Consider the following 16,472-nt stretch of genomic DNA (forward strand, 5'->3'; position numbering starts at 1 on the left):
GGCCGGCAGGCGGTAGGCCCGGGTCGCGCGGGTGCGGCGGCGGGGCACGTAGGCCACCTCGACGTCGAGCCGGTCCGCGCGCAGCAGCCGGGTCAGCACGGCGGCCAGGTCAGCGTCGTCGCCGACCACCACCAGCCGCCGGTACGGGCCGATAGCGGTGTCGGGATCGGCCGTGTGGACCGGGAGATCGATCAGCGCCCGCGGCGGCCGGCGATCACCGAACGGCAACACCGCTACGGCGCGATCTTCTTGCCTCACCAATTCCCTTGTCTCCCAATGCCACTCGTCCGGTCGGCGGCCAGACACGCTGGGCGCCGCAAGGTCTCGTCATAACGACGCAGTCACAACATGGTTCCGGACTGCGAAAGTTGTTGCGCCACCGCCTGATGGCAGCCGGATACTTTACTCCTGCCACGGGGTCAACGAATGGGTGGCCAAGAGAACGGAGTACTGCCATTCGCCGACTCACCGCCGTAGCGGTTTCGGCTGTCCTGTTGTGCTTGGAGCCGGCGACGGCCGCGGCCGACGAATCGATCGTGATCGACCTGGTGCGGCACGGCGAGTCGGAGGGCAACGCGGCGCGGCTGATCGACACCGCGGTGCCCGGAACGGTGCTCACCGCGCTCGGCCAGCAACAGGCGCAGAACATCGCCAACACGCTGGCCGCGCGGGGTCCGTTCGCCGGGATCTTCGCGTCGCAGCTGACTAGGACGCAGCAGACCGCCGCGCCGTTGGCGGCCGCGTCGGGCATGAACGTCCAGGCACTGCCCGGCCTCAACGAGATCGACGCCGGCGCGTTCAACGGGCAACCGCAGTTCAGCCTCGCGGGGCTGGCATACCTGCTCGGCCCGGTGGCGTGGTTGCTGGGCCTGCGCATCGTGCCGATGCTGGCTCCGGGCTCCGCCGACGCCAACGGATTCGAGTTCCACAACCGCTTCAACGGCGCGCTGCAGACGATGTACGGCAACGCGGCGAGCGACGCGGGTCGGTTCAACGACTCCCTGCAAACGATCTACGGCAACGCCATGGCCAACCCGGTCCGCACCACGGGCGGCAAGATCACCGAGGTGGCGTTCTCCAGCGAGTTCGCCATCGGCGTCGGGACGATGATGAGCGTCAGAAACCCCGACCCGCTGCTCCTGCTGTTCGACCCGTTGCCCAACACCGGCGTCGTGGTGATCCAGGGCAACCCGCGTGACGGCTGGACGCTGGTCAGTTGGAACGGGAAACCGGTGTGGCCGGGCTGGGCGGCCAAGAGGACCGACCGCGATCCCAAGCAGCCCCTGTGCCTGATGTTGGACGCGCCGACCGCCGGCGGTGTATGCGCTGCTCAACCGCGCGTGACGCCGTGAGCCGCGGCCGTCGGGGACACGAGCCGCGATCAAACGGCCCTTGGCGCGGGGCCGTCGTCACCCGACGTTTAGGATCGCCACGTGAGCGCGTCAAGCAAAGATGCCTCCAGCTACGCGCACGGTCCCGGGGCGCTCAACCGAGACCCTGGTGCGGGCCGGCAGCTCGAGCCACCGGGTGATGCCGCAAGCCGTTGCAGCGCTGCAAGATACGGTGCGTTGCCAGTGGAACGACAGTAAGCAGGCGGGAGCGAGTCATGCCGGCAATCGTCCTCATCGGCGCCCAATGGGGCGACGAGGGCAAAGGCAAAGCCACTGACCTGCTCGGCGGTCGCGTGCAGTGGGTCGTGCGCTATCAGGGCGGCAACAATGCCGGGCACACCGTCGTTCTGCCCAGCGGCGAGAACTTCGCGCTGCACCTGATCCCGTCCGGGGTGCTGACCCCCGGCGTCACCAACGTCATCGGCAACGGGGTGGTGGTCGACCCCGGGGTGCTGCTCGACGAGCTGAAGGGCCTCGAAGACCGCGGCGTGGACACCACCAAGCTGCTGATCTCCGCCGACGCGCACCTGCTGCTGCCCTATCACGTGGCCATCGACAAGGTCACCGAGCGCTACATGGGTAACAAGAAGATCGGCACCACCGGGCGCGGCATCGGCCCGTGCTACCAGGACAAGATCGCGCGCCAGGGCATCCGGGTCGCCGACGTCCTCGACCCCGAACAGCTGACCCACAAGGTCGAGGCGGCGCTCGAGCTCAAGAACCAGATCCTGGTCAAGATCTACAACCGCAAGGCGCTGGACCCGCACCAGGTCGTCGAGGCCCTGCTGGAGCAGGCCGAAGGCTTCCGCCACCGCATCCGCGACACCCGGCGGCTGCTCAACGCCGCGCTCGAGTCCGGCGAAACGGTGCTGCTCGAGGGTTCCCAGGGCACCCTGCTCGACGTCGACCACGGCACGTATCCCTATGTGACGTCGTCGAATCCGACCGCCGGCGGCGCGGCCGTCGGGTCCGGCATCGGCCCCACCCGCATCACCACGGTGCTGGGGATCCTCAAGGCCTACACCACCCGGGTCGGCTCCGGGCCGTTCCCCACCGAGCTGTTCGACGCCAACGGCGAATACCTGTCCAAGACCGGCGGCGAGTTCGGTGTCACCACCGGGCGGCGGCGCCGGTGCGGCTGGTTCGACGCGGTCATCGCCCGCTACGCCACGCGGGTCAACGGCATCACCGATTTCTTCCTGACCAAGCTCGACGTGCTGTCCACCCTGGAAACGGTGCCGATCTGCGTCGGCTATCGCATCGACGGGGAGCACACCAACGACATGCCGATGACGCAGAGCGACCTGGCGCGCGCCGAACCGATCTACGAGGAGTTGCCGGGCTGGTGGGAGGACATCTCGGGCGCCCGCGAATTCGACGACCTGCCCGCCAAGGCGCGCGACTACGTGCTGCGGCTGGAAGAGCTTGCCGGGGCGCATGTTTCGTGCATAGGCGTCGGCCCGGGACGGGAGCAGACGATCGTCCGCCGCGACGTGCTGGCGGCGCGCCCGTGACGGAGCCGGACCCGAAAGAGCTCGACCCCGAATACGAACACCACGGCGGATTTCCCGAATACGGCCCGGCCACCCCGGGCCCGGGGTTCGGCCGGTTCGTCGCGGCGATGCGGGCGGTGCAGGACCTCGCCGTGTCCGCCGACCCGGGCGACGACGTCTGGGATGACGCGGCCGACCGGGCCGCCGCCCTGGTGGAGCTGCTGCGCCCGTTCGAGGCCGAGGAGGGCAAGGCGCCGGCGGGGCGGACGCCCGACCTGCCCGGCATGGGCAGCCTGCTGCTGCCGCCCTGGACGTTGACGCGCTACGCGCCCGACGGGGTCGAGATGACCGGCCACTTCAGCCGGTTCCACGTCGGCGGGAACCACGCCGTGCACGGCGGGGTGCTGCCGCTGCTGTTCGACAACCTGTTCGGCATGGTCTCGCACGCCGCCGGGCGGCCCATCAGCCGGACCGCCTTCCTGCACGTCGACTACCGCAAGGTCACCCCGATCGACACCCCGCTGACCGTGCGCGGCCGCGTCACCGGCACCGAGGGCCGCAAGGCGTTCGTGGCCGCGGAACTCCTCGACGGCGACGAAACGGTGCTGGCCGAGGGCAACGGCCTGATGGTGCGGCTGCTTCCCGGCCAGCCTTGAGGTTTCCGCCGCGCACCTATCCTTGAGCGGTGACCGACGGACCAGACGACAAGACGACCGTGCTCGCCGCGCCCCAGGATGACGCGGACGTCCGGCCGCGCGTGGTCGTGCTGGGTTCCGGCGACCTGAGCCGGGAGCTGGCGATCGCGCTGGGCCGCCTCGGCGCGCGGGTGATCGCCGTCGACGAGCGCGGCGACGCGCCCGCGCACGGCGTCGCCGACCAGGCGCTGGTGGTCCCGCTGACCGACGCCGACCGGCTGACGGAGGCCGTCCGGGGGCTGCGCCCGGACGTCGTGGTCACCGCCACCGACGCGGTCGCGATCCACGCCCTGGAGGTACTCGAGGGCGCAAACACCCAGCTGGTGCCGAGCGCCCGCGCCGTCCGGCTCGCCGCCGACCGCGAGGGCCTGCGGCGGCTGGCCGCCGACGAGTTGGGGCTGCCCACCGCGCCGTTCTGGTTCGCCGGCTCCGTCGGCGAACTCGAGGCAGTGGGCGCCCACGCCGGCTACCCGCTGCTGGTGAAGCCGGCGGCCGCCGGGCGCGGACAGTCGGTGGCGTCCGGCCCCGACGACATCGGGCCGGCCTGGCAACGCGCGACGGAGGGCCAGGGCCACCCGCACCGCGTGCTGGCCGAAACCCTGGTCGAGGTCGAGCACTACGTCACCCTGCTGGTGGTGCGCAGCGAGGGGCCCCAGGGCCCGGTGGTCGACTTCTGCACGCCCATCGGCCATCGCGAGGGCGCCGCCGACGGGCCGGAGTGCTGGCAACCGCAGCAGGTGAGCGAGGCGGCGATGGACGCGGCCAAATCCATTGCCGCGCGGATCGTCAAGGCGCTCGGCGGGCGCGGCGTGTTCGGCGTCGAGCTGATGATCAACGGCGACGAGGTGTACTTCGCCGACGTCACGCCCCGCCCCGCCGACAGCGCCTGGGTGACGGTGCGCAGCCAGCGGCTCTCGGCCTTCGACCTGCAGGCCCGGACCATCCTGGGCCTGCCGGTGGACACCATGATGATCTCGCCGGGCGCGGCCCACCGGGTGGAGCGCGCCGACGGGCCGGCCGCCGCTATGGCCGGGGCGCTGGGCGTGCCGGAGAGCGACCTGCGCGCCGTCGGGCGGGGATTCCAGGCGCTGGCGACCGCACCCGAGGTGGCGGCGGCGCGCGAGCGCGCCCGCGAGGCCGCGAACCGGCTGACCCAACGGCCACCGGCCCACTGAGTTATCCCCCGGCGGGGCGTCCTCGCTACCATCCGAGGTCATGAGCACAGAGCGCGGCTACGCCGGAGACATCACGCCCCAGGAGGCATGGAAGCTGCTCAGCGAGAACCCGGACGCTGTGCTGGTCGACGTGCGCACCGACGCCGAGTGGCGGTTCGTCGGCGTGCCCGACCTGTCCAGCCTGGGCCGCGACGTGGTGTTCATCGAGTGGAACACGTCCGACGGCGCCTTCAACGTCAACTTCACCGACGAACTGGCCGAACGGGTTCCCGAGAGCGCGGCCGAGCGTCCGGTGGTGTTCTTGTGCCGCTCGGGCAACCGGTCCATCGGCGCCGCCGAGGCGGCCACCCGGATCGGCCTCACCCCGGCCTACAACGTGCTGGACGGTTTCGAGGGCCACCCGAACGCCCTGGGCCAGCGCGGCGAATCCGGTTGGCGCGCCATCGGTTTGCCGTGGAAGCAGCTGTGACCGACCCGTCGGGGGACTCCGTCCGCGCGCCCAAGGCGCTGCCCGACGGCGTCGGCCCGGCGACCATCGGGGTGCGCGGCGGGCTGCTGCGTTCGGGGTTCGACGAGACCGCCGAGGCGATGTATCTGACCTCGGGCTACGTGTACCCCTCGGCGGCCGTCGCTGAGAAGTCGTTCACCGGCGAGCTGGACCACTTCGTCTACTCCCGCTACGGCAATCCGACCGTGACCATGTTCGAGGAGCGGCTGCGCCTGATCGAGGGCGCACCCGCGGCGTTCGCCACCGCCAGCGGCATGGCCGCGGTGTTCACCTCGCTGGGCGCGCTGCTGGCCGCGGGGGACCGGCTGGTCGCGTCGCGCAGCCTGTTCGGCTCGTGTTTCGTGGTGTGCAACGAGATCCTGCCCCGCTGGGGCGTCGAGACCGTCTTCGTCGACGGCGACGACCTGGCGCAGTGGGAGGAGGCGCTGGCCAAGCCGACTCAGGCGGTGTTCTTCGAGACGCCGTCGAACCCGATGCAGTCGCTGGTGGACATCGCCGCGGTGGTCGAGCTGGCGCACGCCGCGGGCGCGAAAGTGGTGCTGGACAACGTGTTTGCCACACCGCTGCTGCAGCGGGGCATTCCGCTCGGCGTCGACGTGGTGGTGTACTCGGGCACCAAACACATCGACGGGCAGGGCCGCGTGCTGGGCGGCGCCATCCTCGGCGACAAGGACTACATCGACGGCCCGGTGCAGAAGCTGATGCGGCACACCGGGCCGGCGCTGAGCGCGTTCAACGCCTGGGTGCTGGTGAAAGGCCTTGAGACGCTGGCTATCCGGGTCGAACACAGCAACTCCTCAGCGCACCGGATCGCGGAATTCCTGGAGGCCCATCCGGCGGTGAGCTGGGTGCGCTACCCGTACCTGCCGTCGCACCCGCAGTACGACCTGGCCAGGCGCCAGATGTCCGGCGGCGGGACGGTGATCACCTTCGCGCTCGACTGCCCCGACGCCAGCGCGAAGGACCGGGCCTTCGAGGTGTTGGACAGGCTGCGGCTGATCGACATCTCCAACAACCTGGGCGACGCCAAATCCCTTGTCACGCATCCCGCCACCACGACGCACCGGGCGATGGGCCCGGAGGGCCGGGCGGCGATCGGCCTGGGTGACGGCGTGGTCCGGATCTCCGTCGGGCTGGAGAGCACCGACGACCTGATCGCCGACATCGACCAGGCCTTGGGCTAGTTGAAGAGCTAACCCGCCTGCTTCTCGGCCGCTTCGATGCGTTCGGCCGCCGCCAGCGTCCCCTCCTGCGCCTGGCGCTCCACCCAGTCGACCACCGGACGGGCGTACATCATCTGGCTGGTGATGGCCATCTGGCCGCGGGTGCGGCCCAGGAACGAGATGCCCCACGCGAACATGGCGGCGATCCGGTTGCGGTGGCCGATCAGGTAGTACAGGTGCAGCAGCAGCCAGGCCAGCCAGGCGATGAAGCCGCCGAACTCCAGCTTGCCGACCTTCGCGACGGCGCTGTAGCGCGAGATCAGCGCCATGCTGCCCTTGTCGAAGTACTTGAACGGCTTGCGGTTGGCCGGGTCGTCCTGGCCCTTCACCGCCTGCTTGATCAGCCGGGTGACGTAGTGCGCCCCCTGGATCGCGCCCTGCGCCATCCCGGGCACGCCGGGCACCGACATCAGGTCGCCGACGACGAACACGTAGGGATGCCCCTTGACGGTGAGGTCCGGCTCGACGATCACCCGCCCGGCGCGGTCGGTCTCGGTCCCGGCGGACTGCTCGGCGAGCATCTTGCCCAGCTCGCTGGCCTGCACGCCCGCGGCCCACACCTTGCACGCGCATTCGATGCGGCGCTGGCTCCCGTCGGCGTCCTTGACGGTGATGCCCAGGTAGTCGACGGCGGTCACCATCGCGTTGAGCTGGATCTCCACGTCCATCTTCTGCAGCCGCCGCTGCGCCTTGAGGCCCAGGTTTTCCCCCATCGGCGGCAGCACGGCCGGCGCGGCGTCGAGCAGGATGACCCGGCATTCGCTGGGCGTGATGGTCCGGAACGCCCCGGCCAGCGTGCGCTCGGCGAGCTGGACGATCTCGCCGGCCAGCTCGACCCCGGTGGGCCCGGCGCCGACCACCACGAACGTCAGGCGGCGTTGCCGCTCGGCGGGGTCGGTGGCGACCTCGGCGGCCTCGAACGCGCCGAGGATGCGGGCGCGCAGCTCGAGGGCGTCGTCGACGCTCTTCATGCCGGGCGCGAAGGCGGCGTACTCGTCGTGGCCGAAATAGGACTGCTGCGCGCCGGCGGCCACGATCAGGCTGTCGAAGGGCGTCACCGTCTGCATGCCCATCAGGTGCGACGTCACCGTCTTCGCCGTCAGGTCGATCTCGCTGACCTCGCCCCACAGCACGCGGACGTTCTTCTGCCTGCGCAGGATCAGCCGGGTGGTCGGGGCGATGTCGCCCTCGGACAGGATGCCGGTGGCCACCTGGTAGAGCAGCGGCTGGAACAGGTGGGTCGTCGTCTTGGAGATCAGGGTGACGTCGACGTCCGCGCGCTTGAGCGCCTTGGCCGCGTTCAGCCCGCCGAATCCGCTTCCGATGATGACGACGCGATGACGCGACATACTCACCCCTTACCGGCCGTGTCGTTCTGCTCGCGCGGTGTTCTCAGCGCATGTCCACCGTACGACCCGGGCGGGGCGAACGTCACGGCAACGCCGCGACGAATTAGGCCGCGCCATTTCGGTGCGGCCTAATTCGGTCGGCTGCCGCTATTGGCAGGTCAGGGACGGACCGCAATCGATCGTTATCGGCGTCGTGCACGCCGAAGCCGCGCAGACGGTGAAGCCCAGCATCGCTGCGAGAATGATTTTGCCGGTCAATCGTGACACCACAACACCCCGTTCATCGAAGGACAATTTCCCTGGTTACCCGATTGCCCGATGGCGGAAGTGTACGTTGTGATCGCCCTTGCGCGAACGGATTTCGAAATTTGGGCGCGTCGGCGTCCTCGGCGCGGGTCCGCGCGTCGGCGCGAAAATGCATTGAATTCAATTCATGACGACATCGGCCGCATTAACGGCGGTCACCGGGAACGCTTTGGAATGGTGAAGCCGGCCTCGAGCCCGCTTTCCCGTTAGAACGGCCAACCGTTGGAGTTGTCCTTGAATTTGCCGTTGACCGCGGTGCAGAAGTCGTCGGCGGTGCCCGCGAGCAGAACGTAGTAGGTCTCGCCGCGGCGGCTCTCGTAGGTGTTGGGGGTGCTCCAGCCGCTGTTGCACATTGAACTCTGGTTGCCGGCCGTGGCCCTGCGCCAGTTCGTCTTGGCGCAGGCCACCAGGGCGTCGAGGTTGGAGGTCGCGCTCTTGGCGGCGACCACCATCGCGCCTCCCCATTGCCCGTCGGTGCGCCGGTAGGCGCGAGCCCCGAACCCGGCGTCGTTGGGCTGGCACGCCAGCGCCCGGCGCATCAGCGAAAAGGGCGCCGCCAGTTGCGGATTGGCGCTGCCGGCGGCGGCCGTGATGAATTGCGCCGCGTCCGAGCCGTCGACCTCCTGCACGTTGGGTGCGCCGAAGCCGAACAGCTGCTGGGCAATCCCGGCGTTGCTGCCGCCGCCGATGATCGGCCCGCCGCCGCTCGAGGCCATCGGCGGCAGCGTGACGGTGGGGTCGGCGCCGGCCGCCGGGGCCGCGGCGCCCAGGGCCAGCGCCACGACGGCGCTGCCGATCCGGTGCGCGATGCCTGTCATGCCCCTCATTCCAGCACGTGTGCGTAGTCGGCGCGACGGTCGTCGCGCACCAATGCGTCGAGCACGTGGCGCGTCTGCAGCCGGATGTATTCATCGCGGGTGTACAGCGGCCCGAAGTGCCAGTGCTTGAGCGCCCACCCGTGGGCGAGCAGCATGATGTCGAACACCGTGAGGTCGACGTCGACGTCGCGGAAGGCGCCCCGCGCCATGCCGGCCTCGACGACCGCGCGCAGCGGTGCGGCGGTGGCGATTTCGAGGTCCTTGATCAGCGCCCGGCCGGCCGGCGCCAGCGTCCGGCTCTCCCGGTAGGTGAGCACCACGCCATCGAGGTTCTCGTCGACGATCTCGACGTAGCGGCGGATGCCGGCGGCCAGCTGGTCCACCACGTCGTCGCCGGCGGCGGCCATCACCGGCGCCAGCTGGTCGCGGAACGCGTCGAGGATCCGCACGATCGTGGCGAGCAGCAATTCCTCCTTGCCGCCGAAGTAGGTGTAGATGAGCCCGACGCTGACGTTGGCCTCGGCGGCCAGGTCCTGCATGGACATCTGGTGGAAGCCGCGCGCCCCCATCACCGTGACCGCGGCGTCGAGCAGCTGCCGGCGCCGCGCGCCGGCCCGGGCGGCGCGGACGGCCTCCCGGACGGGCAGGTCGCCGTATTCCACGGCCATCAGATGCCGAGGTCCTTGGCGATGATCGTCTTCATGATCTCGTTGGTGCCGCCGTAGATGGTCTGGATGCGGGCGTCGACGAACGCGCGCGCCACGGCGTACTCACGCATGTAGCCGTAGCCGCCGTGCAGCTGCAGGCAGCGGTCGGCGGTGCGGACCTGTAGGTCGGTGGTCCACCACTTCAGCCGGGCGGCCCGCGCCGCGGTCAGCTCGCCGGCCAGGTGCTGGGCCAGGCAGTCGTCGAGATACGTTCGGGCGACGTCGATTTCGGTCGCCACCTCGGCGAGCACGAATTGGCTGTGCTGAAAGCCGGCGATTGGCGTTCCGAACGCGGTGCGCTGCCTGACGTAGTCCAGCGTCTCGGCCAGGATGGCCTCGGCGGCGGCCACCGCGCCCACGCCGAGCGCGAGCCGCTCCTGCGGCAGGTTCTGCATCAGCTGGTAGAAACCCCGGCCCTCCTCCCCGAGCAGGTTGGCCACCGGCACCCGCATGTCGGTGAACGTCAGCTCGCTGGTGTCCTGGGCGTGCAGGCCGATCTTCTCCAGGTTGCGGCCCCGGGAGAAGCCCGGGGTGCCCGCGTCGACCACCAGCAGCGACAGCCCGGTGTGCCGATCCGGCGACGTCCGCACCGCGACGACGAACAGGTCGCCGCATTGGCCATTGGAGATGAACGTCTTGGCGCCGTTGACGACGTAGTGGTCGCCGTCCCGCACCGCCGCGGTGCGGATCCCGGCCAGGTCGCTGCCGGTGCCCGGTTCGGTCATCGCGATGCCGAGCACCGTCTCGCCGGTCACCACGCCGGGCAGCCAGCGCTGTTGCTGCTCGGGCGTGGTCAGGTCGGTGAGATAGGGCAGGACCACGTCGTTTTGCAGCGTGAACGCGATGGCCTCGGCCGCCGCCCCGGCCCGTTGCAGCTCGTCGATCAGGATCGCGTTGTACCGGAAGTCGTCGACCCCCGGGCCGCCGAACTGCTCGGGCACCGAAAAGCCCAGCAGCCCAAGCTTTCCCGCCTCGACGAACAGCGAGCGGTCCCACTGCCCCCGCGTTTCGGCCCGCTCGTGCGCCGGGACGACCACCCGCTGCACGAACTCCCGCACGAGCGCCCGGAATTGCCGGTGCTCCTCGGCGTACTGCAGGCATGCCATGGCTTCCCTCGTTACCGGAAGGCGTCGCTGCCGGTGAACGCCTGGCCGAGCACCAGCTGATGCATCTCGGGCGTGCCCTCGTAGGTGAGCACCGACTCCAGGTTGACCATGTGCCGGATGACCGGGTACTCGAGCGATATCCCGTTGCCGCCCAGGATGGTTCGGGCGGTCCGGCAGATCTTGATGGCCTCCCGGGTGTTGTTCAGCTTGCCGAAGCTGACCTGCTCGGGCCGCAGCCCGGCGCCGTCCTTGAGGCGGCCCAGGTGCAGCGACAGCAGCTGGCCCTTGTGCAGCTCGACCGCCATGTCGACGAGCTTGGCCTGGGTGAGCTGGAATCCGGCGATGGGGCGCCCGAATTGGGTGCGCTGCGTGGCGTAGTCGAGCGCGGCCTGCCAGGCCGACCGCGCCGCGCCCATCGAGCCCCAGATGATGCCGTAGCGCGCCTCGGACAAGCAGGACAGCGGCCCCCGCAGCCCCTTCGCCCCGGGCAGCATCGCGTCGGCGGGCAGCCGCACGTCGTCGAGCACCAGCTCGCTGGTGATCGAGGCGCGCAGCGACAGCTTGTGGTGAATGGTGTTGGCGGAGAAGCCCGGCGTCGAAGTGGGCACGACGAATCCGCGGATGCCGTCGTCGGTGGCGGCCCACACGACCGCGACGTCGGCGACCGAGCCGTTGGTGATCCACATCTTGCGGCCATTGAGCACCCAGTCCGAACCGTCGCGCCGCGCGCGGGTTTTCATCGCGGCGGGGTCGGACCCCGCGTCGGGTTCGGTCAGCCCGAAGCAGCCCAGCAGCTCACCCGTCGCCATCGCGGGCAGCCACTGCCGCTTTTGCTCCTCGGACCCGAAATTCCAGATCGCGAACATCGCCAGCGAGCCCTGCACCGACACCATCGACCGCAGGCCGGAGTCGGCGGCCTCCAGCTCGACGCAGGCCAGGCCGTAGTGCACGGCCGACGCCCCGCCGCATCCGTAGCCCTCCAGGTGCATGCCCAGCAGGCCGAGCTGGCCGAACCCCTTGGCGAGTTCGCGCACCGGCAGGTCGCCGATCTCGAACCACTCCGCGACGTGGGGCGCGACGTGCTCGGCGCAGAACTTGCGCACGGTGTCGCGCAGCGCGAGCTCGTCGTCGGACAGGGAGGCGTCCAGCCCCAGCGGGTCGTACCGGTCGAAGGCGGGTGGTGTGCGGGTGCTCATGGGTTCAGCCTGCCACTAGCCCGCCATCGTCAGGCCGCCGCTGACGCTGATCACCTGTCCGGTGATGAACGACGCGGCGGGCGACGCGAAGAACAGCACGGCCGCGGCGACCTCCTCGGGCCGCGCCAGGCGGCGAAACGGGATGGCCTTGACCAGCGCCTCTTTCAGCTTCTCGGGCTGGGCGTGGAAGAGCGGCGTGTCGGTCGGGCCCGGGCACACGCAGTTGACCGTGATCTGGTGGCGGGCCATCTCGCGGGCCAGCGACTTGGTCAGCGCGATCACCCCGCCCTTGGCGCCGGCGTAGATGGACTCCCCGGCGCTGCCGACGCGGCCGGCGTCGCTGGCGACGTTGACCACGCGCCCGCCGGCGTGGGTCTCGATCATGCCCGGCAAGAACGCCGCGCAGACGTGCACCGGCCCCAGGTAGTTGATGGCCACCACCTTGGCCGCGAATTCCGGTGTGGCGTTGAGGAACTGGTCGGTGCGGTCCCAACCGGCGGCGTTGACGACGATGTCCGGCACGCCCGCCTCGGCGTGGGTCACGTCCCGCAGGCTGTTCACCTGCGTCGGGTCGGCGACGTCCACGGGCACCGCCGTGATCAGCGCGGGGTGCTCGTTGGCGGTGGCCGCCGCGGCGGCCTCGTCCAGGTCGGCGGCGATCACCCGGTCGCCCCGCGCGGCGAGGGCCAGCGCTATCGCCCTGCCGATCCCCGAACCCGCGCCCGTCACCACCGCCAGGCCGCCGTCTGAATGCTCGTTCATTGCTGCCGAATCTAGGTTCACCGCGGCGGCGGGGTCAAGGGCGGCCCCCGGCCCGGTAGTCTCGCTGCATGCGGCGGCTGCTGTGGCTGGGCTCCGACGTCGTCGGCGTGCTGGTGTTCTGTGCCGTCGGGCGTCGCAGCCACGACGAGGGACTCGACATCGCCGGCCTCGCCGCCACGGCGTGGCCGTTTCTCGCCGGAACCGTCGTCGGCTGGCTGGCGGCGCGGGCCTGGCGGCGGCCCACCGCGGTGGCGCCGACCGGGGTCGTCGTCTGGCTGTGCACCGTCGTCGTCGGCATGGCCCTGCGCAAGGCCAGTTCCGCGGGCGTGGCGGCCAGCTTCGTGGTGGTGGCGGCCACGGTCACCGCGTTGCTGTTGCTCGGCTGGCGCGCGGTCGCCGGCCTGGCCCTGCGGCGCCGGACCGGCGTGTAGGGCCATGGCGGCGACGACGGGCGTGGCGGTCACCGCGGTGTTCGGCGCCGCCGCCCGGGCCGTCGCCACCAACAAGGGCTGGCTGAACGATCCGTTCGCCGAGCCCCTGGTGCGCGCCGCCGGGGTCGACCACTTCGTCCGGGTGGTCGACGACGACCGGTTCGCCGCGGACGACGCCGCCGGCCCCCGTTTCCTGGACCTGTGCGCGGCGCACACCCGGTTCGTCGACGAGTTCGCCGCCGAGGCGGGGCGGGCGGGCCTTCGCCAGGTGGTGATCCTGGCGTCCGGCCTGGACACCCGGCCCTACCGGCTGTGGTGGCCGCCCGGCACAACGGTTTTCGAGATCGACCGGCCCGAGGTGCTCGACTTCAAGGACGACGCGCTGCGGGGGCTGGGCGCCGCGCTGACGGCGAACCGGCGCGCGGTGGGCGTCGGGCTGCACCAGGATTGGCCGGCCGCGCTGCGGCGGGTCGGTTTCGATGCGACCGCCCCCACGGTGTGGATCGCCGAGCAGGTGCTGATCGGGTACCTCACGCCCGGCGTGCAGGACCGCTTGTTGGAGGGGGTGACCGCGATGAGCGCCGCCGGTAGCCGGTTCGCCGCCGATCACCTGCCGACCTGGACACCCCTGCAGCTGGAGGCCGAGCGCTCGTTCGTCGATGGCTGGCGCCGGCACGGGCTGGACGTCGACCTGGCCAGCCTGACCCACCCGGGGCAATACCACTACGTCCCCGAGTATTTGGCCGCGCGCGGGTGGGCGCCGGCCCAGCGCGGCGTCACCGAGCTCCTCGCCGCCATGGGCCTGCGGGCCCGGCGGCGCGACGAAACCGAGTTCGTCCCGGAGTACCTCACCGCGACGCGGCGGTAGGCCACCGTGTTTAAGTTGATTAACGTTTAATTAACTTAAATTAGTTCGGCCGATTCGTGAACCCGGTGCGGCCTAGGGTCGTAACACGATTTATGAGCCGCGAATAGCGAAACGAGCCGGGGGCTTTGACGTTGGGCACGGACCGATCGGGGGATCGACAGCCAATCAGCGCGGAGGACACACATGCTTGAGCGACTGGCCCTGATCGCGATCTCCGCGCCGCGCCGCGTGATCGCGGGTGCGATCGTCGTGGCGGTCGCCGCCGCCGTCTTCGGCCTCCCCGCCGCGGCCACCCTGCCCGGCGGCGGGTTCCTGGACCGGACGGCCGAATCCTCCCGCGCCACCGCGATTCTCGCCGAGAAATTCCATCAGGGCGACATGGAGATGACCCTGCTGCTGCGAGCGCCGAGCGGCGTCAACGAAGGACCGGGCCGGATCGTGGGCACCGACATTGTCCGTCAGCTGGCCCAGTCACCGTTCGTCGCGCAGGTGGCGTCGCCCTGGACCGCGCCGCAGCCCGGGCTGGTCAGCGGCGACGGCAAGTCCGCGCTGATCGTGGCCGCGCTCAACGGAGGGGAAGGCAGCGCCCCCCGGCACGCGCGGGAGCTGGCGGACCGGCTGACGCGCGACCGCGACGGCGTGACCGTGCGGGCCGGAGGCATGGCGATCATCTACGAGGAGCTCAACCGGCAGACCGAAAACGACCTGCTGCGAATGGAATTCATCGCGATACCGTTGAGTTTCGCCGCGCTGGTGTGGGTGTTCGGCGGGTTGCTGGCCGCCGCACTGCCCATTCTCGTCGGCGGGTTCGCCATCCTGGGCTCGCTCGCGGTGTTGCGCGCGGTGGGCATGGTCGCCGACGTGTCCATCTTCGCCGTGAACGTGTCGGTGGCGCTGGCATTGGCGTTGGGCATCGACTACACCCTGCTGATCGTCAGCCGCTACCGCGACGAACTGGCCGGGGGACTGCCCCCCGGCGAAGCCCTGCCGCGCACCATGGCCACGGCCGGGCGCACGGTGCTGTTCTCCGCCCTGACGGTCGCCCTCGCGCTGGCCGCGTTGGTGATCTTCCCGATGTACTTTCTCAGGTCCTTCGCCTACGCCGGCGTGGCGGTGGTGGCCTTCGCGGCCCTGGCCGCGATGGTGGTCGCCCCCACGGTGATCGTGTTGCTCGGCGACCGGCTCGACGCGTTCGACGTCCGCAACGTGGGCCGCCGCCGGCGCCCCGGGTCCGTGCCCGTCGAGCGCACGTTCTGGTACCGGACGGCCAAGCTGGCCATGCGCCACGCGCTGCCCGTCGGCTTGGCCATCATCGCCCTGCTGGTCGCCCTGGGCGCGCCATTTTTCGGCATCAGATGGGGCTATCCCGACGACCGGGTGCTGCCGGCGTCGTCGTCGGCGCGGGCCGTCAGCGACCGGATCCGGCAGGACTTCGGCACCGACTCCGCCAGCACGGTGCGGGTCGTCGTCGCACGCACCGGGGGACTGACCGCGCGCGAACTCGGCGACTACGCCGCGCGGCTGTCGCGCGTTCCCGACGTGGCGGCGGTGTCCGCGCCGACGGGAACCTTCGTCGGCGGCGAGCGCACGGGGCCGCCGTCGGCGCCCGCCGGGCTGGCCGACGGCAGCGCGTACCTGACGGTCGCGAGCACCGCGCCCCTGTTCTCGCCGGCGTCCGACGCGCAGCTGGACCGCCTGCACGCGATCCCGCCGCCCGGGGACCAGCGGATCGCGATGACCGGGATGGCCCAGATGAGCCGCGACTCCGTCGACGCGATCACCTCGCGGCTGCCGTGGCTGTTCGGTTTCGTCGCGTGCGTCACGCTGGTGCTGCTGTTCGCGCTCACCGGCAGCGTGCTGCTGCCCGTCAAGGCGGTGCTGCTCAACATGCTGTCGCTGACGGCGGGGTTCGGCGCCCTGGTGTGGATCTTCCAGGACGGCCATCTGGGGGCGATGGGCACCACGCCGACCGGCACGCTGGTGGCCACCATCCCGGTGCTGATGTTCTGCGTCGCGTTCGGATTGTCCATGGACTACGAGGTTTTCCTGCTGTCCCGCATCCGGGAGTACTGGCTGGAGTCGCCCCGCACGCCGGCCGACAACGACGAGAGCATCGCGCTCGGCGTCGCGCGGACGGGACGGATCATCACGGCGGCGGCGCTGCTGATGTCGATCTCGTTCGCCGCCCTGACTTCCGCGGGGGTCTCGTTCATGCGGATGTTCGGGGTGGGGCTGACCCTTGCCGTGCTGGTCGATGCGACGCTGGTGCGGATGTTGCTCGTCCCGGCGTTCATGCACGTGTTCGGCCGGCTGAACTGGTGGGCGCCCGCGCCGCTCGCGCGGCTCCGCCGGCGAACGGATGCCCGGCGAACGGGCGGGGCGCGCGCGGCCGGCCCGGTCCGCTGAACCGGGTGGAATGCGTCGGGGGCGCAGGCGTTGGATGG

At 70.7% G+C, this 16,472-nt stretch carries 15 protein-coding genes and 1 pseudogene; 9 read left to right on the forward strand and 7 right to left on the reverse strand.

The window, feature by feature from the left end; genetic code table 11:
- Window positions 1-258 (reverse strand): annotated as a pseudogene (locus HMPREF0591_RS05755) (peptidase M50); the annotation flags it as partial.
- Between the two features lie 236 nt (window positions 259-494).
- Here HMPREF0591_RS05755 and HMPREF0591_RS05760 point away from each other — a divergent pair.
- The 6 genes from HMPREF0591_RS05760 to HMPREF0591_RS05785 all read left to right on the forward strand — a co-directional run bounded on the left by HMPREF0591_RS05760 (window position 495) and on the right by HMPREF0591_RS05785 (window position 6,446).
- Window positions 495-1,352, forward strand: a complete 858-nt coding sequence (locus tag HMPREF0591_RS05760; RefSeq protein WP_007167502.1) for a histidine phosphatase family protein — start codon at window positions 495-497, stop codon at window positions 1,350-1,352.
- Between the two features lie 254 nt (window positions 1,353-1,606).
- Window positions 1,607-2,905 carry an adenylosuccinate synthase gene (locus tag HMPREF0591_RS05765; RefSeq protein WP_007167503.1) on the forward strand — a complete coding sequence of 433 codons (1,299 nt, stop codon included), beginning with the start codon at window positions 1,607-1,609 and terminating at the stop codon, window positions 2,903-2,905.
- Window positions 2,902-3,540, forward strand: a complete 639-nt coding sequence (locus HMPREF0591_RS05770; RefSeq protein ID WP_007167504.1) for a PaaI family thioesterase — start codon at window positions 2,902-2,904, stop codon at window positions 3,538-3,540. Before HMPREF0591_RS05765 ends, HMPREF0591_RS05770 begins: the two co-directional genes overlap by 4 nt.
- Before the next feature lie 29 nt (window positions 3,541-3,569).
- A complete protein-coding gene (gene purT / locus HMPREF0591_RS05775) occupies window positions 3,570-4,754 on the forward strand; it encodes a formate-dependent phosphoribosylglycinamide formyltransferase (protein ID WP_007167505.1) in 1,185 nt (394 codons plus the stop codon).
- Between the two features lie 40 nt (window positions 4,755-4,794).
- On the forward strand, window positions 4,795-5,223 hold the full coding sequence (locus HMPREF0591_RS05780; RefSeq protein ID WP_007167506.1) for a rhodanese-like domain-containing protein: 429 nt from the start codon (window positions 4,795-4,797) through the stop codon (window positions 5,221-5,223).
- Window positions 5,220-6,446: an O-succinylhomoserine sulfhydrylase gene (locus tag HMPREF0591_RS05785; protein WP_007167507.1), complete on the forward strand. Its 1,227-nt coding sequence runs from the start codon at window positions 5,220-5,222 to the stop codon at window positions 6,444-6,446. Before HMPREF0591_RS05780 ends, HMPREF0591_RS05785 begins: the two co-directional genes overlap by 4 nt.
- A gap of 8 nt (window positions 6,447-6,454) precedes the next feature.
- On the opposite strand, the gene HMPREF0591_RS05790 is transcribed toward HMPREF0591_RS05785, so the two are convergent.
- From HMPREF0591_RS05790 to HMPREF0591_RS05815, 6 genes are all read right to left on the reverse strand, one after another.
- Window positions 6,455-7,834: an NAD(P)/FAD-dependent oxidoreductase gene (locus tag HMPREF0591_RS05790; RefSeq protein ID WP_007167508.1), complete on the reverse strand. Its 1,380-nt coding sequence runs from the start codon at window positions 7,832-7,834 to the stop codon at window positions 6,455-6,457.
- A 512-nt stretch (window positions 7,835-8,346) separates the two neighbouring features.
- On the reverse strand, window positions 8,347-8,958 hold the full coding sequence (locus HMPREF0591_RS05795; protein WP_040621208.1) for a hypothetical protein: 612 nt from the start codon (window positions 8,956-8,958) through the stop codon (window positions 8,347-8,349).
- 5 nt (window positions 8,959-8,963) lie between these two features.
- The gene (locus tag HMPREF0591_RS05800; RefSeq protein ID WP_007167511.1) at window positions 8,964-9,626 is read right to left on the reverse strand and encodes a TetR/AcrR family transcriptional regulator; all 663 of its coding nucleotides are present in this window, start codon (window positions 9,624-9,626) and stop codon (window positions 8,964-8,966) included.
- Window positions 9,626-10,771 (reverse strand): acyl-CoA dehydrogenase family protein, encoded by a 1,146-nt coding sequence (locus HMPREF0591_RS05805; RefSeq protein ID WP_007167512.1) that lies wholly within the window; start codon window positions 10,769-10,771, stop codon window positions 9,626-9,628. Before HMPREF0591_RS05805 ends, HMPREF0591_RS05800 begins: the two co-directional genes overlap by 1 nt.
- Before the next feature lie 11 nt (window positions 10,772-10,782).
- Window positions 10,783-11,967 carry an acyl-CoA dehydrogenase family protein gene (locus HMPREF0591_RS05810; RefSeq protein WP_007167513.1) on the reverse strand — a complete coding sequence of 395 codons (1,185 nt, stop codon included), beginning with the start codon at window positions 11,965-11,967 and terminating at the stop codon, window positions 10,783-10,785.
- A gap of 15 nt (window positions 11,968-11,982) precedes the next feature.
- A complete protein-coding gene (locus HMPREF0591_RS05815; protein ID WP_007167514.1) occupies window positions 11,983-12,729 on the reverse strand; it encodes an SDR family NAD(P)-dependent oxidoreductase in 747 nt (248 codons plus the stop codon).
- 68 nt (window positions 12,730-12,797) lie between these two features.
- Between HMPREF0591_RS05815 and HMPREF0591_RS05820 the strand changes: the two genes are divergently transcribed.
- The 3 genes from HMPREF0591_RS05820 (at window position 12,798) to HMPREF0591_RS05830 (ending at window position 16,434) form a co-directional block, all read left to right on the forward strand.
- Entirely contained in the window at window positions 12,798-13,160 is a 363-nt protein-coding gene (locus tag HMPREF0591_RS05820; RefSeq protein ID WP_007167515.1) for a DUF3054 domain-containing protein, read from the forward strand.
- Between the two features lie 4 nt (window positions 13,161-13,164).
- Window positions 13,165-14,028 carry an SAM-dependent methyltransferase gene (locus HMPREF0591_RS05825; protein WP_007167516.1) on the forward strand — a complete coding sequence of 288 codons (864 nt, stop codon included), beginning with the start codon at window positions 13,165-13,167 and terminating at the stop codon, window positions 14,026-14,028.
- A 183-nt stretch (window positions 14,029-14,211) separates the two neighbouring features.
- Window positions 14,212-16,434 (forward strand): MMPL family transporter, encoded by a 2,223-nt coding sequence (locus tag HMPREF0591_RS05830; RefSeq protein ID WP_007167517.1) that lies wholly within the window; start codon window positions 14,212-14,214, stop codon window positions 16,432-16,434.
- Window positions 16,435-16,472: the final 38 nt, after the last annotated feature.

Source organism: Mycobacterium parascrofulaceum ATCC BAA-614, from assembly GCF_000164135.1.
Classification (GTDB): Bacteria; Actinomycetota; Actinomycetes; order Mycobacteriales; family Mycobacteriaceae; genus Mycobacterium; species Mycobacterium parascrofulaceum.

Bases quoted from the DNA above. Each gene is read 5' to 3' on its own strand.
- HMPREF0591_RS05765 (WP_007167503.1), top strand. From the start codon at position 1,607: ATGCCGGCAATCGTCCTCATCGGCGCCCAATGGGGCGACGAGGGCAAA.
- HMPREF0591_RS05780 (WP_007167506.1), top strand. From the start codon at position 4,795: ATGAGCACAGAGCGCGGCTACGCCGGAGACATCACGCCCCAGGAGGCA.
- HMPREF0591_RS05790 (WP_007167508.1), bottom strand. From the start codon at position 7,834: ATGTCGCGTCATCGCGTCGTCATCATCGGAAGCGGATTCGGCGGGCTG.
- HMPREF0591_RS05795 (WP_040621208.1), bottom strand. From the start codon at position 8,958: ATGACAGGCATCGCGCACCGGATCGGCAGCGCCGTCGTGGCGCTGGCC.
- HMPREF0591_RS05800 (WP_007167511.1), bottom strand. From the start codon at position 9,626: ATGGCCGTGGAATACGGCGACCTGCCCGTCCGGGAGGCCGTCCGCGCC.
- HMPREF0591_RS05805 (WP_007167512.1), bottom strand. From the start codon at position 10,771: ATGGCATGCCTGCAGTACGCCGAGGAGCACCGGCAATTCCGGGCGCTC.
- HMPREF0591_RS05810 (WP_007167513.1), bottom strand. From the start codon at position 11,967: ATGAGCACCCGCACACCACCCGCCTTCGACCGGTACGACCCGCTGGGG.
- HMPREF0591_RS05815 (WP_007167514.1), bottom strand. From the start codon at position 12,729: ATGAACGAGCATTCAGACGGCGGCCTGGCGGTGGTGACGGGCGCGGGT.
- HMPREF0591_RS05820 (WP_007167515.1), top strand. From the start codon at position 12,798: ATGCGGCGGCTGCTGTGGCTGGGCTCCGACGTCGTCGGCGTGCTGGTG.
- HMPREF0591_RS05825 (WP_007167516.1), top strand. From the start codon at position 13,165: ATGGCGGCGACGACGGGCGTGGCGGTCACCGCGGTGTTCGGCGCCGCC.
- HMPREF0591_RS05830 (WP_007167517.1), top strand. From the start codon at position 14,212: ATGCTTGAGCGACTGGCCCTGATCGCGATCTCCGCGCCGCGCCGCGTG.